The sequence below is a fragment of the Pseudomonas sp. PDM01 genome, assembly GCF_014852325.1.
Taxonomy (GTDB): domain Bacteria; phylum Pseudomonadota; class Gammaproteobacteria; order Pseudomonadales; family Pseudomonadaceae; genus Aquipseudomonas; species Aquipseudomonas migulae.
Genome location: NZ_JACVBK010000013.1, coordinates 1 through 22937 on the forward strand (window position 1 = coordinate 1; position 22937 = coordinate 22937).

A 22937-nucleotide genomic window follows, 5' to 3' on the forward strand; every position below is an offset into this window, starting at 1 on the left:
GTTCCGACGATGGCGGCGGATCAAACAACATTGATGTCGCCTGATGCACCGCCATCGTCGGAACGCCGCCCGCAGCAAGCCGGCTCCTACAAAGGGATCGGTGTTTCACGGGCGTTGAAGGGCCTTGAGCAAGTTCTGCGCCAAGGGCTGGAACGCCCGCCCGGCAAGGGGTTGGGCGGGGTGGTGTTGCTGGGGAAGCAATGCCGGGGAGGCGACTGCTCGGCCAGCAGCAGTCGCCGCGCAATGCTGCTGGCAGGCCAGCAATCAGTGTCGGTTGTTTGCTCGGTGCCAGGCGCAAAGCCCCGTAAACCGGGCGTTTCAGCTCTTGGCACGGGCGCTGCAATAGCTCCGGCAACAGACACTTGCCCAACCACGGAGCTGCCCATGACGCTTGCTGCCAAACAATCCCGACCCGCTGCCCCGGCTGAACTGGAGCAGATCTGGTTCACCCGTTGCCCGGTGCCGACCGCTTCCGGCATCGCCTACAAACTCGGCTGGCTCAGCGAAGAATTCGCCGCTGACGGCCTGCCGGTGTCGACCTTGCAGGAGGCCCGGCAACTGGGGCATCACCACTACGATCACGAGTTGCCGGGCCTGTTTCGTGAAGGCGGCAACGTACCGGCCCTGGCGGCACGCGCCGCTGGTGCGCCGAGTCGCCTGATCGGCCTGACCTGGATCGAAGAGTGGCAAACCATCCTGGTTCGCCAGGACTCTGGCATTCGGCGTCCGCAAGACCTCAAAGGCAAGCGTCTGGCGCTGCCGGCCTGGGGTGAAACCCGCCCCGGCAGCATCGCTCGGGCCATGAGCCTGCACGGCTACAAAGGCGCGTTGAGCCTGGCGGGGCTGGGCTTCGATGACGTCGAACTGGTGGAAGTGGCGCTGCAAAACCAGGAGCAGGCGGCGAATCCTCAAGAGGGCTTGCAACGCCTGTGGTCGGGCCTCGATTACCTGGTGCGCGGTGAAGTCGACGCGGTGTACGTCAAAGGCGCGTCCGCCGCCGATGCCGCGCGGCGTCTGGGCCTGGTTGTGGGCATTGACCTCGACCTGATCGCCGAGCCGCGCTATCGCATCAACAATGGCACGCCGCGCCCGATCACGGTCCACCAGAGCCTGCTGGACAACCATTTCGACCTGGTCGTGCGCTTTCTCGCGCAAACCCTCAGTGCCGCCGATTGGGCAGCGAACAATCGCGAGGCGCTGAACGCGATTCTCGAAGAAGAAACCCGCGCCGGCAGTGCCGGTGTCGCCGAAGCCTATCGCGGTGAATTCCACACCACGCTGGCGCCTGACCTGTCGGCACAGCGTCTGGAATTTCTCGATACCCAGAAAGATTTCCTTTACCTGCACGGCTTCCTCGAACGCGATTTTTCCATCGCAGACTGGGTCGATCCGCGCCCGTTGCAAGCCGCCCATGAACTGTTGGCCAAGCGCCGCGCCTGACTCTGGAGAATTGCCATGACCGTCCTCATCAACGAACAACTGATCAGCGAAGAACTGAAGAACTTCATCGACAAGGTGCTGATCGAGGCTGAGGAAGCCTTCACCGTGTTCCGTGAAACCAACACCATTACCGCCAACGGCACCGTTGGTTTCATCGAGCGCGTACCGGGCCAGGAGCTGCTGGTGTCGGTGAACTACGGTGGCCCGTGGAATTACCGCAAGCCGCTGCAAGCCACGGTCACCGACTTCGAAGGCAAGGTGATCTTCGGCAAAGGCAAGGGAGGGTTGGGGCGTTACACCAAACTGTTCCAGCAACATGCCGATGTGACCACCGTGTCCCATGTGCACTCGCCATACCTCGGCGCCTGGGCGCAAACCCACCGCACGCTGCCGTTCCACTACGTGCCGGTGCAGCGTTATCAGCTCGCCCGGGAGTTGCCGGTGTACATCGACCGCCGGCAGCCGGAAGTCGATTTCATCCTCGACAAGATTGCCGAAAACCCCTTCAACCTGGCGATTCTCGAAGCCAACGGCGGCTCCACCGTGTGGGGCAAACAAGGGCTGCGCGCCACCGCCGAATTCATCCTGTTGCTGGAGGAGGGCGCGCAACTGCAACTGCTCGCCGACGCCCTCGGCGGCTCCCGTGGCTATGGCCCTGGCGTGTTGACCCAGCAATGGAAAATGAGCGGCCTGTACGACAAAGCCACCGAGCTGGGCCTGGTGCCAGCCATCGACCGGCGCAGTTAACAATCTCCAGGCCACCACCATCCCCTGTAGGAGCCGGCTTGCTGGCGATAGGGCCTCGAGCCTTGCACCGATTTCACTGACGCCATCGCCAGCAAGCCGGCTCCTACAAAGGTGCATTGCCCCTACAAGGAACACACCCATGGCTGTAAAAATTCTCTGGTACCTCACCACCCCCGACGGGCCTTATCCGTGGGAACCCGAAGGCCGCTGGACAACCGATTTCGAACATCTGAAACAACTCGCCGTGGCCAGCGACCGTCTCGGTTACTACGGTTCGCTGCTGGGTTCCAGCCCCAACGAAAGCCTCGCTGTCTCGGCCGCGCTGATCGACGCCACGAAACGCCTGCGCTTCCTGGTCGCGCAACACCCCGGCGAACTGTCGCCAGCCGTGTTGGCCAAGTGGGCGCTGACCTTCGATCAATTCTCCAACGGCCGCCTGCTGTTCAACGTGGTCAACGGCAATGACGCCGGCCTGGCCACCCTCGGCGTGCATTACCCCCACGACGAACGTTATGACTTCAGCCTCGAATACTGGCGTGCGTTCCAGAGCTTCTACGCCGGGGACACCTCGGGGTTCGACGGCCAGTACGTCAAGCTCGCCCCCCGTTCAGCGGCTGCCGCGAGTCATCCGTTGGGTGGCTGGCATCCGCCGAAGCAAAAGCCTGGCATTCCACTGTGGGGCGCGGGCACGTCGGGGCCGGGTGTCGCGCACTCGGTGCAACTGCTCGACGTGTACCTGAGCTTCGCCAACACCCCGCCGAAACTCGGCGAGAAATTCCGCAAGGTCGCAGCAGAAGCCGCGAAAATCGGCCGCGAGCTGACCTTCGGCACGCGCCTGCAAATCATCGTTCGCGAAACCGAGGAAGAGGCCTGGGCCCACGCCGAGAAACTCTTGCAACGTACCTCGCTGCAAACCGCGCGCACGGCCATCGAACGTCAATTGCCGCCCGGCGAAACCCTGGAAAACTTCCACAGCGACGATCCGCAGATCCAGCGCAACGTCGAGGCCATTCGCGCCGGCCGTTTGCCCAAGGCCCGGGATCTGGAGATCTACCCGAACGTCTGGCTCGGCCCGAGCTTGTTCGGCTTCAACATCCTCGGCCCGGCAGCCGGCACTTACCTGGTGGGCAGTGCTGAGCAGGTCGCCGAGCGAATTCGCGAATACGAAGCGCAGGGCACATCGGCATTCATTCTGTCCGGTTTCCCGCTGATCGATGAAGCGCACCGGGTGGCGGATCTGCTGTTCCCGTTGCTCGATCTGGATCACGGTTTCGAGGTGCCGAAACTGGGTGTCAGCACACCGGCACCACAGCGTGTAGCGCAGGCCGAGCGAGTCTGAGGAGACAGCGATGAACGAATTTTCCCGTCGCCGGTTTCTCGGCAATGGCCTGGCGGTCAGTGGCGGCTTGTTGCTCGGCAGCAGCCTGCTCAGCGGATGCGACAGCGGGGCTCAGGTCAACGGTGCGGCCGTTTTGTCCAGCACCCCGGTGCGCGGCGGTCGCTTGCGGGTCGGCATCATCGATGGCGATCAGTCGGGCAACCTCGACGCGCACAAACCGGTGGGCGGCGGGATCATTCGCGGCTGGGCGCTGTACAGCAAGTTCTGGGAATGGAACACCGACGTCAGCACGCGCCTGGCCCTGGCCGAGTTTGCCGAGCCGAACGCCGACGCCAGCGCCTGGACCATTCGCATCAAGCCGGGCCTGGAGTTCCATCACGGCAAGAGCATCGGCGCCGATGACATGCTGTTCTCGATCCTGCGCCTGACCGACCCGAAACTGGCGTCGCCGTTTGCCGGTCTGGTGGGCGCGATCGACCGCAACGCGTTGCGCAAACTGGATGCGCGCACCATCGAAATCCGCTTCAAGGAAGGCCAGAGCTTTTACCCGCTGGATGAAACCCTGATCAGTTTCGGCGGCATCGTCCCCACCGATTATGACCCCGTCAGCAACCCGGTCGGCGCCGGCCCTTACAAGCTCAAGAGTTTCATTCCCGGCCAGCGCTCGCTTTATCAGCGCTTCGAGAATTACTACAAACCCGGCCAACCCTATGCCGATGAACTGGAGATCATCGAGTTCAAGGACCAGGTGTCCCGCGCCGCCGCCCTGCGCGCCGGGCAAATTGACGTGGCCAGCGGCGTGCAAGCCGAACACAGCGCACTGCTCAAGGCTGACTCGCGGCTGAGGTTGTACGCCTCGCCGAGCACCTCGTTCACCGGGTTCAATCTGAATCTGGCGAAGCAACCGTTTCAGGATCAGCGGGTGCGCCAGGCGTTCCGCCTGTTGGCCGACCGTCGCGAGTTGGTGGACCGTGGCCTCAACGGTTTCGGGCGCATCGCCAACGACCTGTATTCGCCCCACGACCCCACCTACAACCACAGCATTGCCCAGCGTCCCTACGACCTGGAACAGGCGCGTTCGCTGTTGCGCCAGGCCGGGCAGACCGACCTGCGAGTGGAGCTGACCACCACGCCGGGGCCGGGTGTCAACGCGGCGCTGGTGTTTGCGCAACAGGCGAAAAAAGCCGGGGTCGAGATCAAGGTCACCCAGGTCGATGGCTCGGTGTTCAACGGTCCACAACGGGAAAACTGGCTGCTGTCGCCGGGCTCCACACCGGCCCGGGGTTTTCTCGCGTCGGCGCTGCACAACGATGCGCCACAGGCCATCTACAACCGCAGCAACTTCCACGATGAACGCTTCAGCGCGCTGTACCGCCAGGCGCTGGCGCAACCCGACCTTGAGCAACGCAAAGTGCTGGTGCACGAAGCGCAAGGCATTCAACACGAACGCGGTGGCTTGTTGATCTGGGGCTTCAACGATGTGCTGGACGCAGCATCGGTGCGGGTTGGCGGTTTGCAACCTGAACAGACCACATTTGCCTCTTGGCGTTTTGATGAATTGTGGGTGAACCATGCCTGAGCCTTCTTGCAAAGAACCCCGCACGCCAGCCTGGCTGTCGTGGTTTATCGGGCGCCTGGCTTACGGATTGCTGACGGCGTGGGTCATCAGCCTGGTGGTGTTCATCGCCACGCAGGCGCTGCCCTCGGACCCGGCCCGGGTGATTCTCGGCCCCGACGCGCCGCTGGAAAGCATCCTCACCTTGCAACGCCAGTTGGGTCTGGACCGGCCGATTCTCGAACAGTACCTGCGCTGGCTCGGGCATGCCCTGAGCGGCGAACTCGGTGTGTCGCTCGACTCCAACGCGCCGGTCGGCAGCATTCTGTTCGGCCGTTTCGGCTACACCCTGGCGCTGCTCGCCGGGGTCATTGCGGTGGTGGTGCCGGCGGCGTTGTTGCTCGGCGTTTCCCTGGCGTTGCGCCGTGACAGTCGGCTGGATCGCTGGAGCCTGTCGCTGCTGATCTTCCTTAAAGCCACGCCGGGGTTTCTGTTGGCCATCGGTCTGGTGCTGCTGTTTTCCATGCCGCACATGGACCTGCTGCCGGCGGTGTCGATCCTCGATCCGGACAAGTCGCTGCTGCGTCAATTGCAGTTCCTGGTGTTGCCGGTGTTGGCCCTGAGCCTGTCGGCATTGCCGTACCTGACGCGCATGGTGCGGGCATCGATGATCGAGGCGCTGGAGTCCGACTACGTAATCGCTGCGCGCCTGCGCGGCATTCCCGAGTGGCGCATCGTCTGGCGCCACACGCTGCCCAACGCACTGATCCCGGCGATTCAAGGCGTGGCGTTGACGCTGAGAACGCTGATCGGCGGCGCGCTGTTGGCCGAGGTGATTTTCAGTTACCCCGGCATCGGCACCTCGTTGAATTCGGCGATTCAGATGCGCGACTTGCCGATGGTCCAGGCCATCGTGCTGGTGATCACCCTCGGCGTGGTGTTGATCAACCTGCTCGCCGATCTGCTGACCGTGCTGCTTACGCCAAAACTGCGCACCGCCCGCCGCGTGACCATGATTCAGCGTAACCGCCGGGGCATTCAGCCGTGGTGGCGACGCTCCCCATCCAAGGCGCCTTGAGAGGTAAAACATGACTGACTCCCGATGTTCGCGCTGGCAGGTATGGCTGGCGGAACCGCAAACCCGCAAGGGCGCGCTGATCACTGCGCTGGTGGTGACACTGGCGTTGTCTGGCCCGTGGCTGGCGCCGCACAGCCCGACGGAAATGCTCGGTTCGGTATACGGCGCACCGGTTGGCGCGGCGTTGCTGGGTTATGACTTTCTCGGGCACGACGTGGTGTCACGCTTGCTCAGTGGCGGCCTCTCGGTGTTGTGGATGTCCGTTGCGGCGGCCTCGATTGCGCTGTTGACCGGTAGCACCTTGGGGTTGCTGGCGGGTTTTTCCCGGCGCCGGCTCGACCAGTTGATTACCTGGCTGGCGGACGTGTCGCTGGCCTTTCCCGACCTGATTCTGGTGTTGTTGATCGTCTCCATGCTCGGCCGCGCGCCGTGGTTGATTGTGCTGACCGTGGCCATCGCCTTCACGCCCGGAGTGATCCGCCTGGCCCGTGGCAGTGCGGTGGCGGTGGCGGGGCAGGAGTTCGTCGAGGCCGCGCAGATGATGGGCTACTCGCGGCGGCGGATTCTGTTCAGGGAGATCCTGCCAAACATCCTCACGCCGCTGCTGGTGCATTTCGGCAACATGCTGACCTGGGGCGTCGGCATGCTCTCGGGCCTGAGTTTTCTCGGCTACGGCGTGGCACCGCCGACCGCCGATTGGGGGCTGATGATCAATGAAAACCAGGCCGGTTTGCTGGTGCAGCCGTGGGCGGTGCTGGCCCCGGCGATCCTGATCGGCATTTTCGCCTATGGCACCAATATCCTCGCTGAAGGCATCGGCCGCAGCAGTTCACGGATCGGAGAAAAGCAGCCATGAATGCGATTGCCGGGATCGAGTCCCGCCCGCCGGTGACCACTGCCGGGGTGTTGCAGGTGCGGGATTTGCGGGTCGAGTTGGCGGGACAGATTGACGTGCTGTCCGGGGTTTCGTTCAGCCTTGAGGCCGGCGAAATTCTTGGGTTGGTCGGCGAGTCTGGCTCCGGCAAGACGACCCTGGCCACCGCGTTGCTCGCCCATGCCCGACGCGGGGCGCGGATTGTCGGCGGGCAGGTCGAGGTGTCGGGTCATTCGTTGTTGACGCTTGAGGGCGAAGCGTTGCGCCGGGCCCGTGGCAGCCTGATCGGCTACGTCGCGCAGGACCCGGCGACGGCGCTGAATCCGGCGCTGCGCATCGGCAGTCTGCTGCGCGAAACCCTCGGTGCGCATCAGATTGAACTGGATCGTGCGGCGCAACAGCAGCGCATCGTCGATACCTTGCGTGATGTTGGCTTGCCAGATGATGCAGCGTTTTTGCGGCGCTTCCCCCATCAGCTCTCCGGTGGGCAGCAGCAACGGGTGATGCTGGCGCTGGCGTTTGTCCTGCGTCCGCAGTTGATCGTCCTCGATGAACCGACCACGGCGCTGGACGTCACCACTCAGGCGCACATCCTCGCGACCTTGCGCCGCTTGTGCAAAAGCCTCGGCGTGGCGGCGGTGTACGTGTCCCACGACCTTGCGGTGATCAAGGACCTGGTCGACCGGGTGATGGTGATGTATGCCGGGCGCATCGTTGAAGTCGCCGACCGTGAAGCGTTATTCACGCGGCCGGCTCATCCGTACACCCGAGGCCTGCTGGCGGCGATTCCCGATGTGGCGCAGCGTCGCGATTTGCAGGCGATCCCGGGGCATGCCCCGGCACCGGGGCAGCGGCCGCACGGCTGTGCTTTCGCGCCCAGGTGTTCGCGTCGCGCCGCCGATTGCTCGCAGGCTGAGCCGGCCTTGCACGACCTGTCTTCAGCGCAGCGAGTGGCGTGTCTCGATCCGCATCTACAGGCCTTGCAGCTAGTTGCCCAGGCGCCGGTGTCGGCTGTCGGTGTGCCGGTGGAGCGGGCGCCGCTGCTGGAGATCAAAGACTTGAACGTGGCCTACGATCGACAGGTGTTGTTCGACGTTTCTCTGCGAGTGGCCGCCGGGGAATGCCTGGCGCTGGTGGGCGAATCCGGTTCTGGCAAGACCAGCCTGGCCCGGGCCATCGCCGGGCTCGGGGAAAACGCCGAGGGCGACTTGCACTATACGGGTGTGCCGCTGAGCTTGTCGGCCCGCCGACGTGACGGGCGGCAACGGCATCAGATTCAGTACATTTTTCAGAACCCGTACCGGGCGCTGAACCCGCGACAGACCGTTTACCAGACCCTGAGTGCGCCGCTGGAACACTTCTTCGGCATCAAGGGCAACGTTGCGCGCCAGCGCGTGGATGCGGTGCTCAAGCGGGTGTCGCTGCCAGCGTCGGTGGCCGATCTGTATCCGCACAGCCTGTCCGGCGGCGAGCGCCAGCGCGTGGCCATTGCCCGGGCGCTGGTGTGTGAGCCGAAACTGCTGATCTGCGATGAAATTACCTCGGCGCTGGACGTGTCGGTGCAGGCCTCGATCCTGGCGTTGTTGCGGCAATTGCAAATCGAAGGACTGACCCTGTTGTTCGTCACCCACGACCTCGGCGTGGTTCGCGCGATTGCCGACCGGGTGTTGGTGCTGAAGCTGGGAAGGGTGGTGGAACAGGGGGCGGTGGACGATGTGCTGGATCAGCCGCAGGCGGCGTATACGCGTACGTTGCTGGAGAATTCGCCGACGTTGGGCGGTGGATCTTTGTAGGCAGCTACCATCGCCATCGCCAGCAAGCCGGCTCCTACAGAGTATGTGTGTGTACGCAGAAATGTGGCGCGACACAAACCTGTAGGAGCCGGCTTGCTGGCGATGGCGATCGTCCAGACACATTCAGAACTGAACTTTGGCATCGATCATGACTTCCGCGCACTAGCCTTGTGTTTCTCCCAAAAACACAGGAGGGCAATGGAATGCCCGATCTTCCCCACGCTAACCACCTGCGCGCCGGGCGCTATTCCGAATCCGGTCAAATCTACCTGCTCACTGCCGTTACCCATAACCGTGATCCGGTCTTCGCCAATTGGCGCGTGGGACGCTTGGTGGTGGAACAGTTTCGCCAGTCCCAGACAGAAGAATGGGCTGACTCACTGGCATGGGTGGTGATGCCCGACCATTTCCATTGGCTGGTCGAATTGAAGAACAGCACATTGCCGGCGTTGATGTTGGCGACCAAATCGCGCAGTGCCAGGGCGGTGAATGCACGTCTGCAACGCAGGGGGGCGCTTTGGCAAAGAGGCTTTCATGATCGGGCGATTCGTCGGGAGGAGGATTTGTTGGCGGTGGCCCGGTACATCGTTGCCAATCCATTGCGCGCGGGGCTTGTCACGCGGGTGCATGATTATCCGCTGTGGGATGCCAAATGGTTGTAGCCGGGATAGTCGGTGGTGGTTGTCAGGCCGCCATCGCCAGCAAGCCGGCTCCTACAGAGTCCGTGTATGTACGCAGAGTTGTGGCGCGACACAAATCTGTAGGAGCCGGCTTGCTGCGGGCGGCGTTCCGACGATTCGATGGTGAACGTTACGTCACCCGCGCCTTGCGCCGCCGTGCTTCCTCGCGCACCGCCGGGATGATCCAGCGGCCGTAATCGACGGTGTCGTACAACGGGTCATAACCACGATTGAGGAAGGTGGTCACGCCCAGGTCGACGTAATCGAGCAACGCCTGGGCCACGGTTTCCGGGGTGCCGACCAGGGCGGTGGTGTCGCCGTAGGCGCCGACGGCGGTGGCGGTGGGCATCCACAGGGCGCGGTCGTGACGATCACCTTGTGCCGCAGCGGCGAGCAAGCGTTCGGAGCCGGTGCCCTTGATGCGTTTTTGCCAGGGGCTGCCGGCGGCGAACTGTGGATTGGCCTTGATCTGTTCCAGAATCTGCTCCGCCCGCTGCCACGCCAATTCTTCAGTCGCCCCCAGAATCAAGCGCACGGACAGGCTCACCCGTGGCGCCTCCACGCCCGCCGTACTTGCCGCCGCGCGCAGTTTGCCGATCTGTTCGGCGACGCCGCTCAGCGGTTCGCCCCACAGCGCATACAGGTCCGCGTGTTTCACCGCGATCTGATAGGCAATGTCCGACGACCCGCCAAAGGAAATCGGAATGTGCGGCTGCTGCAATGGCTTGACCGGCGAGAAGGCGCCCTTGATGTTGAAATACTGCCCCTCGAAGTCGAACGGTTCTTCAGCCGTCCAGATGCGCCGGACGATCTCCAGGTACTCATCGGTGCGCTTGTAGCGTTCGGTCTTGTCCAGCAGGAAGTCGCCTTCCTGGGGTTCGGCGGTGATGCCGGTAATCGCATGCAGGCGAATTCGCCCGCCGCCGGTGGTGTGATCGAGTGTCGCGAAGGCTCGGGCAGCGGCGGTGGGGGCGTTCAATGCCGGACGATGGGCGATCATGAAACCCAAGCGCTCGGTGTGCGCCGCCGCGTAGGCCGCAATCTGCAAACTGTCCGCGCTGCCCGGGCCGCTGGCGATCAGCACCCGGTCGAAGCCTGCGTGTTCATGGGCGCGGGCGTGATGGCGGATAAAGTCCAGATCGAAATCCGCGCTGCGAATGCCACGGGTCTCGGACCACTGGCGGGGGAAAATCATGCCGACAAATTCAATGGACATGGAACACTCCTGATAGCGATAGGTGCCGCTGCGTTAAAACTGGTAATCCACCTGGGCCAGCAACGTGCGGCCAGGCATGGGTTGCAAAAAGGTATTGGTGGAGCCGGCCAGGCCACTGACGAAGTTCAGCTCGTTGGTCAGGTTGAGCACCCGCAACGTGGTGCTCCATTGCGGCTGGCGGTAATACACCGCGAGGTCGAGGTTGTACTCGTCGGGGATTTTCACGGTCTTGCTCAGGTTCAAATACCAGCTGCTGGTCCACCAGCCGGACAGCTCGGCGCCGAAGCCCGAGTCGAAGCGATAGTCGACATAACCGCTGGCGGTGTACTCGGGAATCTGCACCGCGTCGAAGCGCCCGGACGGCCGCTGATTGAGGCTGTTGTTGTCGCCGAACACCGTGCCGTTGTCGGGCACAAACCCGGCCGAGGCGAAACCGGCCTGTGAGGCAAACTCGTTGTAGGCGCTGAGTTTTGACAGGTTGAGGCCGCTGCGCAGGTGATTGTCCGGCTGGTAGCGAAGGGTCGATTCCACGCCCTTGATCACCAGTCGGGCAATGTTGTTATTGCTGTCGGGCGATTGATCCCGAGCCTGCTTGAACGCGGCCAGGGTCATGAACAGTTCGTTGGGCACCGCTTCGACTTTCAGCCCGACTTCGTGCAACACGCTGAGGCTCTGGAAGGCCAGCGGGTTGAGCTGATTGGCACCGGCGCCGCTGCCCCAGCCGAGGCCGTTGGAGAAGAACCCGGTATTGACCGCCAATGAGCGATCGAAGGTGTAATACAGCGTGCTGTTTTCGGTCGGTTTGATGTACGGGCTGACCTGAAACGCGAACAGCCGATAATTGTCGCTGTCCTTGCGCGGATTGCCGCCGGCCAGCACGAACGGGTTCTCGATTTCAGCGTCGATCCAGCTGCGGCTGGCGCCAATGTTCAGACCGACACTGTCACCGAATCGCAGGTTGTGCTGGCTGAACAGGGTCTTGGTGGTCCAGGTGCTTTCGGCGGTGTAGGGCGCCACCGACTCGGCGTATAAACCGTGGCCCGCCGGGTACATTGCCGGCAGATTCAGCCAGCCGTAGTAGTTGGAAAACTGCGCCACGCCGGGCTGGCCGATCCACGCGCCATTGCCGCCGGCGGGATTGGAGCCGGTCAGGCCCAGCAAAGTGCCGGGATTCTTGCCCGACGGGTCCTGGGTCAAGTCATAGGCGTTGATGGTCGAGCCGAAATTGTTGTTGGCGGCGATCGACTGGTTGAACTCGCGGCGGTAGATCACCCCGGTGTTGCTGTCATCGCGCAGGGTCAGGCCGCCGAGCTGCACTTCGTTGCGCGAGCGGAATTCGAAGCGGTTATCGAACAGGTTGTCCTTGGACTGCACCTGGAAAGAACCGACCGCATCGGTCATGTCTTTGGAGCGCTGGTAGAAGGTGCTGTTGGCCAGGGTGATGGTTGGTGTCAGATCGGCTTCGACCCGCAGCTGTGTGGTGAAGCGCCGCGAGCTGTTTTCATCCTCGTCGCGCTGGCCGGTTTGTGATGACAGGCTGGTCAGGCCATTGCCCGTCAATGTCGGGTCATACACCCAGCCGCGCAAACTGCCGGGGTTGCTTTGGGTGTTGGGCGAGGCCGTCTGGAAGCTGCCGTTGACCACGCTGTATTGACCCTGTGCGTTGCGCTGGCGTTTGACCCAGCCGAGGGTCGGCGCATCGGCCGCGCCGGACGCCAGCACCGGCGACCACAGGGTGTTGCCGTTCTGGATGATCGGCGTGGCGCGCCCGGCGTAGTACTTGCCGCTGTCCACCAGTTCCTGGTTGGCGCGGTTCCAGCCGTGGGTGATGTTGTAGTCGTAGTAATTGTCGTAGCTGGCGTTCCAGTCGACCCGCACATTGTCGTTGCGCCAGGCGAGCGCGCCGTAGAACGCGTCGAAGTTGTTGTCGACGTTGTCGTAGAAGTCTTCCTGGCGCTGTTTGGTGATGCTCAAGCGATAGGCGAGGTTGTCGGTCAGCGGACCGGTGTTGTCGATGCTGAATTTACTGGAATCGCGGGATTCACCGTCCGGCACCCAGGCGCCCAGTTCGCCGCTGAGTTTGGTTTTGAATTCGTTGAAATTGGGCTTCTTGCTCAGGTAATTGACGTAGCCGCCACTGCCCGACACCGAACCGTAGGTCACCGAGGACGGGCCGGCGACGATGTCGGCGCCTTCGTAGGCGTTGAAGTTGGCCGGGTGGCGCACGCCGTATGCGCGTTGCCCGTCCTGGAACACTTCGGAACCCTGGGCGCGGAACTGCGGGGCGAGGCCGGCGTTCTGGCCGCCGCCGCGGGTAATGCCGGGGGCGTATTTCACCAGGTCATCGGCGCTGCGGATCGAGTCGCTGGCCAGTTGCTCGGCGTTGATCTGGGTGATGGAGCGCGGCGTGTCGAGCACCTTGGTTTCGATGCCGCCGTAGACCGACGTGGGTGGCCGGGTGGGCAGCGCGTCATCGTCGGAATCGCTGGCACTGGCCTGGACGGTGACGGTTTGCAGTTGGGTGTCGGCGGCGAAGGTCGGCATCGACAGGGTAGAAACCATGACCAACGCCAGGGCGTGGCCAGAAGCGGGACGAACGGAGCCGATAGAGGGCATGAAAATGTGCCTCGATAGATAAATTTATGGAATTGCCTAAACACAATTCGACTGACACTCCACCGACTCTGTAGGAGCCAGCTTGCTGGCGATGGCGGCCGTTATGACGCTATCGCCAGCAAGCTGGCTCCTACAGGTCCGTGTGGCATCAGGTGGACCACGCCGCATGATTCGCCGGGGTGTCAGGCAGGCCGTTTCGTGTCAATCTCCAGCGCTGGTGCGGATCAGGCGGTGTCTTTCAACCAGAGCTTTTCAAACCGCCAGGTGCTGAACAGCGACTCTTCCGCCGCCGCGCCGCCTACGCGGTTGGCCACGCTGTCGAGCAGGTCGGCGTAGCCCCAGATCAGCATGCCGCCGCGTTCGTACTGGATCTGTTGAACCTGATGCACCAACGCTTTGCGTTTCTCCAGATCGGGTTGGGCCATGGCCGCCAGAAACAGCTCGCTGAACTGCGCATCCTTGAAGTGCGTCTTGTTGGCCACGGCAAACGGCGCGTCGGTGTGGATCGCACTGGCCAGGAACGGCGCGCCGATGCTGCCGCCGGTGCTCAAGGTCCAGTCGGTGCGCAGCGGTCCCTGGAACGTGGCCAGGTCCACTTGCTTGACCTTGAGTGTGACGCCAATGCGCTTGGCCTGTTCGGCCAGCACCAGCGCCGACGTCAGCCCCGGCCCCGGCGTGGTCACCAGTTCCAGTTCAAGGTTTTCGTAGCCCGCCTCCTTGAGCAATTGCGCCGCGCGCTGCGGATCGTGGGGACGCGGCCCGAGCGTGTGGTTGAAGGTCGGATCGCTCGGCGCATACAGGTCGTTGGCCACGCGGCCCTGACCGTTGAGCGCCCGGCGCACCAGTTCTTCGCGATCCGCCAGCAGGCGAAAGGCCTCGCGCACCCGTGGATCGTTGAACGGTGGCTTGTCGAGGTTCATGTCGAACGACAACCAGTTGCCGGTCACCGATTTCAGCACCTTGAGCCGAGGGTCGTGCTGCAGCACTTCCAGCTGTTCGGTGGGCATCACGTTGGCCATGTCGATCTGCCCGGAACGCAGGGCCGCCAAGCGCGAAACCTGATCCTTGAAGTCGATGATTTCCAGTTCGTCGGCGTAGGGTTTGCCGTCCTTGTAGTAGTTCTCGAAGCGGGTGAACAGCGAGCGCTGGCCGGGGGTGAAGCTTTTCAGTTTGTAGGGACCTGCGCCCACCGGGTTGCTCACCGGGTGATAGTCCACCGGCACGATGCCGCCGAAGTTGACCCAGGTTTCCGCCAGCGGCATATAGCTGCGGCCTTCACGGAAGTTCAGGCGCACGGTGCGCGAGTCAAGCTTGACCAGATTGTCGCGGTCCACCCAGTGCAACAGCGCGGCATAGGGCGAGGCCAGTTGCGGGTCGGTGAGGCGGCGGATCGAGAAGATCAGGTCATCGGCATCGATGGTCTTGCCGTGGTGGAATTCCAGCCCGGGGCGCAGGCGCAACGTCCAGCTGCTGGCATCGGCATTCGGCTCGGCGAACTCGGCGAGGGCCAGGCGCGGCTGCATCTGTTCGTCCCATTCCCACAGCTTGCTGTACAGCGCAAAGCCGCGAACGATGCCGCTGCCGATGGGTTTGTGCGCATCGAGGTTGCCGCTCTGGTTGCCGTCGAGAATCCCCAGGCGCAGGCGTCCGCCATAACGCGGCTGATCGTCGGCAGTGGCAATCGTCGCCGCCGTTTTTTCGCCGCTCGGGCCACACCCGGCGAGCAGGCCGCCACCGAGCAGCAAACCGCCGCCGAGCAGTGCGCTGTGACCGAGAAAGTCCCGGCGACTGAACAATGAATGATCCTCGCTCATGGCATCAGGCTCCGGCCGGGCCGTTGGCGGAACGCAGTTCCAGCGGCGCCGGCAGCGGGCGGCTCAGTTCGGCGCGTTCGCCGCGAAAGTGCGGCAGGATGTGCTCTCCCAGGCGATAGGCTTCTTCCAGATGCGGGTAACCGGCGAGGAAGAACAGGTCGATGCCGATGGCGTTGTACTCGCGAATCCGCGCCACGACATTTTCATAACTGCCCACCAGCGCGCAGCCCGGCGGAATGCCGATGTAGCCGAAGCCGGTCCACACATTCGGGTGGATGAAAAAGTCATCGAAACTCTGGGTTTCCGTCTTCTGCGCGAACTCGTTTTCATAGCTAAGTTTGCGCGCGGTGCGCAGCCCGGCATGCGCGGCCACGGCCTTGACCGCGCCCCTGGCGATGCCTTCATCGAAGAAGCGCCTGGCTTCGGTGCGGGCCAGTTCCTCGGTTTCGCGGGTGATGACGTCAATCGACAGACCGAAGCGAATGTCGCTGCGCCCGTACTTCAGCGCGCGCTCGCGAATGTCGGCGATCAGCGCGGCAATTTCGTTCGGGTGCTCGGCGCGCATCAGGTAGAAATCAGCGTGTTTGGCAGCGAATTCCCGGGCTGGAATCGACGAGCCGGCGGTGCAGATCAGCGGCAGTTCGGCTTTCTTCAACGGCCCGCGCAGACCACCGCCCTCGGCCTTGTAGAATTTGCCCTCGTAGTGGAAATTCTCGTTGTGCCAGTAACCCTTGACCACGTCCATGAACTCGATGGCGCGCTCATAACGCTCATCGTGATCACTGAAATCGCCGACCTGGCGCTGAATCGCATCCGAACCGCCGTTGATGATGTTCCACACCAGGCGGTTGCCGGTCGCCCGTTGATAGGTCGCGGCCTGCTGCACCGCCACCCACGGCGTGTAGTGGTAGGGCTGGAACGCGGTGACGAATTTCAGCGTGCGGGTTTCCCGGGCCAGCAGCGAGCAGACCGTCCACGGTTCCTCGCCGGAGGGCGCGTTGACCATCAGCGCACCGCCGAAACCGTTGATCTCGGCAGCCTTGGCGATCTGCCCGAGGTAGTCGATGTAGGTGAAGTGATCGCCGACGCTGAACCCCGAGACGGCGCCGGTGCTCGGGCCGCCACGGTGCCAGTCGCCACGGTTGCGCGGGTCGCCGGGGAGGAATTGGGTTTCGCCATGCAGGGGCAGGCGGGTGAAGAATTCAATACTCATGTCGAAGGCTCCGTCTTACTGCACGCTGGGGCTGCAGATCGGGGTGATGGGCTGGTCGTTGATGACCTTGTGCGCGAACGGCACCGAGTCCTTGAGCGAGGCGTTGACCGTTTCGCTGTGGCCCAGCCCTTTGTAGAGATGGCCTTCAACCACCGAGCCGGTCTTGCAGGCGTCCTGCATCAGCGCGACCTGTGTCGAGGCGGCCGGGGTTTTGTCTTCGGCGCCGGTGCCGATGAAGATCGGCTGGGCCAGTTTCAGCGTCGGGTAGGAAACCTGTTTTTGCCATGCGGCGAGCTGGTCGCCCTTGTAGTCTTTCTTGGCATTGGCCGGGGTCAGGCCGACGCCGACCACATCGCTGACCAGCGCTGCCAGGCAACTGGTGCGCGCTTGCTCGAACAGCGGCAGGGCCTTGTCGGTGTAGAAATCCTTGGGGTTGATACTCGGGTCGTATTGCTGGGCCGCGAGCAGGGTGTAGAAGCCGTAGGCGAGGGACGCATCGACTTTGTTGACGTCCTGTTCGCCGACGTTTTTCGCGCCGACGGTGTAAATAACACCGGTGCCGATGCTGCCTTTGACGCCGAGGTCCGGCGCGTAGGTCGGGGCATAGGCCGCCGAGGCGAAGGCGCCCGCGCCACCCTGGGACTGACCGACGATCAGCACTTTGTTGGCCAGCCCCGGAACGCCCGCAACCACGGCTTTTGCCGCGTCGAGAATGCCGTAGGCGGCCATGCGATTGTTCAGCAGCGGGTGACCGCCGGGGACGCCGAGGCCCTGATAGTCGGTGGCGACGATGGCATAACCTTCATCCAGCCAGCGGCTGAGGTATTGCACGTCACGGTAGGAGCGACCTTGCCAGGACGGCGCGCACACATCGGCCACACCGACCGTGCCATGCCCCCAGCTGGCGACCGGCCAACCACCTGCGGGCGCCTTGCCTTTGGGCAGGAACAACGTGCCGGAGACCACGATCGGCGTCTTGTTGTCGATGCCGTCGGTGGAGGTGTAGAGAATCCGCTGCGCACTGGTAGCGTTGGGCAGGCTCAGGGTTTTTTCCAGCGGCTCGCTGCGCAGCAGTTTGCCTGGCGTGGCCGGGATCACCTCTTGCCAGGTGTAGAACGCCGAGACGCGGCCATCGCCTTGCTGCGGGTCGGGTTTGGGGGTGTGGGCACCGGCGGCCATGGCACTCATGGACAGCGCCAGGACGCTCAGACCGAAAACGAATTGTTGCGGCAGTTTCATCTGGATTTCCCTATTCATGGATTGTTGCTGACCTGGCCGCGCAGGGCCGGCCAGTAGTCGGTGAGTTTCAGATCGATCAGCGCCTGGTTGGTGAAACCGGTGGCCAGCGAAGGGGTGATGTCGTAGGTGTCGCGAATCAGGTGGTTGGCCAGCGCATAGGCGGTCAGCGCCTGATAGTGGGCCTTGAGTTGCTGGTCGCTTTTCGGCGCCCAGCGGTCTTTCCAGGCCACGGGATCGTTCTGGTCGTCACGGCGCAGCACGCTTTCAGCGGTGCCGGCGCGGGAGGAGAGTTCGTAGTAGGCGTCCTGGTTTTGTTCCTGGGAGATCCACCAGGCGGCTTTGATCCAGGCGGTCGCCAGCAGTTGAGTAATGTCCGGGTGCTGCGCGACAAAACTGTCGGTGCCCCAGAGGTCGGAGACCAGACGCCAGTCGTTGGCGCCTTGCTTGGTCGACCAGATGATCTTGCCGACGCCTTTGTCTTCCAGCGCATAGGCTTCGCTGAGCAATACGGCCGCATCGACTTTGCCGGCGGACACCGCTGCGGCGCCGACTTGCGGATTGAGGTTGGCGATCTTGAAATCGTCGAGCTTCAGGCCCTTGCTGGCGAGGAAGTTGCTGAACGCGAACTCCCACGGACGACCGCGATGCAGGGCCAGGCGTTTACCCTTGAGGTCGTCGATGCTGTTGGCGCTGGAACCGGCGGGCACCACCAGATAGATGTTGTTGCCGCTGCCCCCGGGCACGATCAGCTTGCCCGGCACGCCGCCAGCCCCGGCAATGACGGAAGGCAGGTCGCCGCGCACGGCAAAGTCGATGCTGTTGTTGCTGAAACCTTCGTTGATCTGTGGCCCGGCGCCGGCGTGGGGTAGGGCGATCCAGTCGAGCTTCACGCCGCGCTGCGCCAGTTGCTGTTCCAGCCAACCGTCCTCGATCACCCGCCCGGCGATCCCGCCGAATACCGGTTTGCCACCCTGCGTATACGCGACGATAGCGATCTTCACCGACGCCGGTGCCTGTCCGGCCAGCGCCGTGGCACTGAGCAGAAACCCGGTCAAGGCGACCAGGCTGTTGCGCCAGAAACGTTTCATTTAACTCTCCCTAAATGGCTATTGGCGAAACACGGTCTTTGTAGGAGCCGGCTTGCTGGCGATGGGGCCTTCAAACCTTGCGGCGTTTCTGCGGACGTCATCGCCGGCAAGCCGGCTCCTACAGGGTTTTGCGGTGTGCTCACGTTCCAGCGTTGTGAACCCAATCCTTGTAGGAGCCGGCTTGCCGGCGATGGGGCCTTCAAACCTTGCGGCGTTTCTGAGGACGCCATCGCCGGCAAGCCAGCTCCTACAGGGTTTTGCGGTGTCCGATGCTGCTGCGTTGTGAACACAGTCTTTGTAGGAGCCGGCTTGCCGGCGATGGGGCCTTCAATCCTGGCGGCGTTTCTGAGGACGCCATCGCCGGCAAGCCAGCTCCTACAGGGTTTTGCGGTGTCCGATGCTGCTGCGTTGTGAACACAGTCTTTGTAGGAGCCGGCTTGGTGGCGATAGGGCCTTCAAACCATGCGACGTTTCTGAGGGCGCCATCGCCGGCAAGCCAGCTCCTACAAAGTTTTGCGCTGTACATGGGAGAGAGCAGATTGCATGCCACTGCGCTGAAAACGCGCTGCAGGCCGCGCAGGGACTGGGTTTCAGGGCGAGGGGAGGGAACTGCCGGGAGCGTGGGGTGTTGATGTGCAAGCAGGCCGGTGCGTGCCAATTGCTGCTCCAGCAGCAGGCTGGCAGCAGTTGTGTTGCATATGGTTTTTGGGAATATATAAATACTAATTAAGAATTTTTTAGTCTAAACAACTTCATGCACTATTGAGCACGCGCTTTTACTGCCAGGAATGCACCATGTCGCTGATCACTCATCCAAACGCTCGCGAATTGACCAAGTCGGTGCGGGCCACCGTCCTGGTGTTCAAGGACCCGCGCTCCCAGGAATTGCTCAGCCGCATCGAGCGCCTGGCGCCCAGTGAAGCCAACACATTGATCATTGGCGAGACCGGCACCGGCAAGGAACTGGTCGCCCGGCATATCCACAATTTGAGCCGCCGCGGACGCGAACCCTTCGTGGCGGTGAACTGCGGAGCGTTTGCCGAAACCCTGGTGGAAAGTGAGCTGTTCGGCCACGAAAAAGGCGCCTTCACCGGCGCCACGACGAACAAGGCCGGGTGGTTCGAAGCGGCCAATGGCGGCACGCTGTTTCTCGATGAAATCGGTGATCTGCCGTTGAACATGCAGGTCAAACTGCTGCGGGTCTTGCAGGAGCGCGAAGTGGTGCGCCTGGGCTCGCGCACGCCGATCCCGATCAACGTAAGGCTGGTGGCTGCAACCAACGTCAACCTTGCGGATGCGGTCGTCGCCGGGCATTTTCGCGAGGACCTGTTTTACCGTCTGCACGTCGCGACCATTCGCCTGCCGCCTTTGCGCGAACGACCGGGCGACATCCTGCCGCTGGCCGAGTTTTTCCTCGAAGAACATTGCCAGCGTCTGGGCTACAACCGCGCGTCATTGAGCGTCGAAGCCGAACGCAAGCTGCTGGAGCACAGCTGGCCAGGCAACATCCGCGAGCTGGAGAACTCCATTCACCACGCGTTGCTGGTGTGCCGCAATCAGCGGGTCGCCCCGGCGGATCTGCACCTGGTGGACATGCGTTCCTCCGGCATCCGCCAGGAACAGGCCAGCCAAACCAGCCACGCCGTCGCCGGCCCGGTGGACCTGGAAGCCGCCCTCAACGCGCTGTTCGAACAGAACATCCCGGACCTTTACGAACATATCGAAGAAACCATTTTCCGCGCGGCGTACCGGTTCTGCCACGGCAACCAGTTGCAGACCGGACGCCTGCTGAACATCAGCCGCAACATCGTCCGGGCGCGGCTGGAGAAAATCGGGGAGTTGAACAAGACACTGGCGGTGGAGGAATAGTCCTCGTCGTCGCTTTATTTCTGATTCGTCCACTCACAGCGAGCATTTCATGGCAATTCCCTACAAGCGTTCAGCGTTGACCCTCCTGGCAGCCTCCCTGGCGGCGATGAGTGCGTTACTCAGTCCCGGCGCGCAGGCCGAAGGCAAGATCAGCATCGCCCAGCAATTCGGCATCGGTTACCTGATTCTGGATGTGGTCCGCGACCAGCAACTCATCGAGAAGCACGGCAAGGCCCAGGGCCTCGACATCAAGGTCGACTGGAACAGCATCTCCGGTGCCACGGCGATGAACGAAGCGCTGTTGGCCGGCGCGCTGGATGTGGTGTCGGCGGGCGTGCCACCGATGTTGACGATCTGGGATCGCACCAAGGGTAAACAGAACGTCAAGGCGATTGCCTCGCTGGGCTCGATGCCCAACTACCTGCTGACTAACAACCCGAATGTGAAGAGCCTGAAGGACTTCACCGAGAAGGATCGCATTGCCGTGCCTGCGGCCGGGGTAGGGTTCCAGTCGCGCACCTTGCAGATCGAAACGGCCAGGCAGTTCGGCAATGACCACTACAAGAAATTCGACGACATCTCGATCAGCCTAGCCCACCCGGATGCGACGGCGGCGTTGATCGCCGGGGGTTCCGAGATCAACGCGCACTTCTCCAGCCCGCCGTTCCAGTATCAGGAATTGCAGAATCCCAACGTGCACAAGGTGCTGAGTTCCTACGACGTGCTGGGTGGCCAGGCTACGTTCAACGTGCTGTACACCACGGAAAAATTCCACGACGAAAACCCGAAAACCTACAAGGCGTTTTACGACGCATTGGCCGAAGCGGAAAAAATCATCAAGGCCGACAAATCCGCCGCCGCCCAGACCTACATCCGCGTCGAACAATCGAAGCTGGCCCTGCCGCTGGTTGAGAAAATCGTCAACGATCCAGAGATCAACTTCACGGTGGTGCCGCAGCGCACGGCGGTCTACGCCGAGAAACTGCAGGAACTGGGTGTGCTGAAGAACAAGGCCGCCAGCTGGAAGGACTACTTCTTCGAAGAAGCACACGGCGACGCCGGCAGCTAAACACACCACAAAACCACTGTAGGAGCCGGCTTGCTGGCGATGGCGTCCTCAAATCCACCGCAACGTTTGAAGGCCCTATCGCCAGCAAGCCGGCTCCTACAGGTCCGTGTTTTCACGCTGTCGCGGTGGCAAATGCCGGCCATAAAACTGACCTGAATCAACCCGAATGGCACGGCAATACACAGGGGGATGGCCGTTTGTCATGCGTATGGTTATGCTCGCATCGTTTTGCATTTGCCAATCATTAACAACCACAGTGATGTCATGAGCCAATCAGAGACGCGTGCGACTGCCCTTGCGCTGTATCCGGAAGATTCCCGCGAGGCCGCGGCGCTGCTCAAACAAGCCATTCCGCTGATGGTTCGTCACAACATCCCGCCCAATCCGGTGCATTACGCGCTGTGGTACACCTACAGCAAAGGTCTGGACCCCGAACTCAATCGTCACCTGGACCGGGTGGTCAAAGACTTCGATTGCTTCCCGCCGGAATCCGCCACCCGGCTTTTCCGCGACTACATCATTCGCGACGAGCTGGAAGAGGCCCGCGCCGGGCAGCAACAAGCGATCAATCTGGTGGACGACATGCAGCGCGACGTTTCGCGCAGCGTCGAGGGCAATCTCAACTTTCAGAGCAGTCTGGGACGTTGCCTGGAAATGCTCGAGTCGCCCGTCAACGAGCGATTGCCGGGCATTTTGAGTGAGCTGCAACAAAGCACCCAACTGATGCACAGTCAGCAGGAACAGTTCCTCACCCAACTGCACTCCGCCCAGAGCGAGATCAAGAGCCTGCGCAGCAAGCTTGAGCGTGCACAACTGGCGGCCACGCTCGATGGCCTGACCGAACTGCTCAATCGCACCGCGTTTACCCGTTTGCTGGAGCAGGCGCTGAGCAATGAATCCCAGGGCGTCGCGCTGGTCATGCTGGATATCGATCACTTCAAGCAATTCAATGATCAGTACGGTCACCCATTGGGCGACCGAGTGCTGCAGCATGTCGGGCAGGTGTTGCGCAGTTCGCTGCCACCCCAAGCCACGGCGGCGCGTTATGGCGGTGAAGAGTTCTGCGTGATTCTGCAACACTGTGCCGACCTGGCGAGTGCCGCTGTTTTCGCTGAGCAACTGCGGGTGAAAATCCAGTCATTGCGGATCAAGGCGCGGGTTGATGGCAAGGTGCTCGATACGATCACGGCATCCTTTGGCGTGGCCTTCGCGCAACCCGGCGAGCACCTGGACAGCCTCCTGACCCGAGCCGATGACGCGCTCTACCAGGCCAAGCGCGCTGGGCGGAACCGGGTGCATCGCTAAGC

17 protein-coding genes are annotated in these 22937 nt (G+C 62.6%); 11 read left to right on the top strand and 6 right to left on the bottom strand.

Translation table 11 applies throughout. The features are described from left to right. Positions 1–384 precede the first annotated feature (384 nt). The 8 genes from IB246_RS26720 to IB246_RS26755 all read left to right on the top strand — a co-directional run bounded on the left by IB246_RS26720 (position 385) and on the right by IB246_RS26755 (position 9488). On the top strand, positions 385–1440 hold the full coding sequence (locus IB246_RS26720; protein WP_008042549.1) for an ABC transporter substrate-binding protein: 1056 nt from the start codon (positions 385–387) through the stop codon (positions 1438–1440). A gap of 15 nt (positions 1441–1455) precedes the next feature. After that, the gene (locus tag IB246_RS26725) at positions 1456–2187 is read left to right on the top strand and encodes a class II aldolase/adducin family protein (protein ID WP_008042548.1); all 732 of its coding nucleotides are present in this window, start codon (positions 1456–1458) and stop codon (positions 2185–2187) included. Positions 2188–2326: 139 nt separating this feature from the next. Continuing rightward, positions 2327–3526, top strand: a complete 1200-nt coding sequence (locus tag IB246_RS26730) for an LLM class flavin-dependent oxidoreductase (protein ID WP_008042546.1) — start codon at positions 2327–2329, stop codon at positions 3524–3526. Between the two features lie 10 nt (positions 3527–3536). After that, positions 3537–5105, top strand: coding sequence for an ABC transporter substrate-binding protein (locus tag IB246_RS26735; protein ID WP_008042544.1), 1569 nt, complete (start codon positions 3537–3539; stop codon positions 5103–5105). Next, positions 5098–6159: an ABC transporter permease gene (locus tag IB246_RS26740; RefSeq protein ID WP_008029155.1), complete on the top strand. Its 1062-nt coding sequence runs from the start codon at positions 5098–5100 to the stop codon at positions 6157–6159. The genes IB246_RS26735 and IB246_RS26740 overlap by 8 nt, the downstream gene beginning before the upstream one ends. Before the next feature lie 10 nt (positions 6160–6169). Continuing rightward, positions 6170–7015, top strand: a complete 846-nt coding sequence (locus IB246_RS26745; RefSeq protein ID WP_008042542.1) for an ABC transporter permease — start codon at positions 6170–6172, stop codon at positions 7013–7015. Further along, positions 7012–8826, top strand: coding sequence for an ABC transporter ATP-binding protein (locus tag IB246_RS26750; RefSeq protein WP_008042530.1), 1815 nt, complete (start codon positions 7012–7014; stop codon positions 8824–8826). The genes IB246_RS26745 and IB246_RS26750 overlap by 4 nt, the downstream gene beginning before the upstream one ends. Before the next feature lie 203 nt (positions 8827–9029). Next, the gene (locus tag IB246_RS26755; RefSeq protein ID WP_008042528.1) at positions 9030–9488 is read left to right on the top strand and encodes an REP-associated tyrosine transposase; all 459 of its coding nucleotides are present in this window, start codon (positions 9030–9032) and stop codon (positions 9486–9488) included. A gap of 148 nt (positions 9489–9636) precedes the next feature. Here the strand turns inward: IB246_RS26755 and IB246_RS26760 are convergent, their stop codons facing one another. The 6 genes from IB246_RS26760 to IB246_RS26785 all read right to left on the bottom strand — a co-directional run bounded on the left by IB246_RS26760 (position 9637) and on the right by IB246_RS26785 (position 18692). After that, on the bottom strand, positions 9637–10722 hold the full coding sequence (locus IB246_RS26760; protein ID WP_008042525.1) for an LLM class flavin-dependent oxidoreductase: 1086 nt from the start codon (positions 10720–10722) through the stop codon (positions 9637–9639). A 33-nt stretch (positions 10723–10755) separates the two neighbouring features. Next, entirely contained in the window at positions 10756–13338 is a 2583-nt protein-coding gene (locus tag IB246_RS26765; protein WP_008042516.1) for a TonB-dependent receptor plug domain-containing protein, read from the bottom strand. Between the two features lie 224 nt (positions 13339–13562). Next, a complete protein-coding gene (locus IB246_RS26770; protein ID WP_008042500.1) occupies positions 13563–15152 on the bottom strand; it encodes an ABC transporter substrate-binding protein in 1590 nt (529 codons plus the stop codon). Positions 15153–15156: 4 nt separating this feature from the next. Beyond that, positions 15157–16365 (bottom strand): LLM class flavin-dependent oxidoreductase, encoded by a 1209-nt coding sequence (locus IB246_RS26775; RefSeq protein ID WP_008042497.1) that lies wholly within the window; start codon positions 16363–16365, stop codon positions 15157–15159. 15 nt (positions 16366–16380) lie between these two features. Continuing rightward, positions 16381–17604, bottom strand: coding sequence for a lipase family protein (locus tag IB246_RS26780; RefSeq protein WP_032832728.1), 1224 nt, complete (start codon positions 17602–17604; stop codon positions 16381–16383). Positions 17605–17618: 14 nt separating this feature from the next. Beyond that, positions 17619–18692, bottom strand: a complete 1074-nt coding sequence (locus IB246_RS26785; RefSeq protein WP_008028127.1) for an ABC transporter substrate-binding protein — start codon at positions 18690–18692, stop codon at positions 17619–17621. 795 nt (positions 18693–19487) lie between these two features. Here IB246_RS26785 and IB246_RS26790 point away from each other — a divergent pair. The 3 genes from IB246_RS26790 (at position 19488) to IB246_RS26800 (ending at position 22935) form a co-directional block, all read left to right on the top strand. After that, positions 19488–20561, top strand: a complete 1074-nt coding sequence (locus IB246_RS26790; protein ID WP_008028129.1) for a sigma-54 interaction domain-containing protein — start codon at positions 19488–19490, stop codon at positions 20559–20561. Positions 20562–20610: 49 nt separating this feature from the next. After that, positions 20611–21630 (top strand): ABC transporter substrate-binding protein, encoded by a 1020-nt coding sequence (locus IB246_RS26795; protein WP_008041137.1) that lies wholly within the window; start codon positions 20611–20613, stop codon positions 21628–21630. 264 nt (positions 21631–21894) lie between these two features. Further along, entirely contained in the window at positions 21895–22935 is a 1041-nt protein-coding gene (locus IB246_RS26800) for a GGDEF domain-containing protein (protein ID WP_225609154.1), read from the top strand. Positions 22936–22937 lie beyond the last annotated feature (2 nt).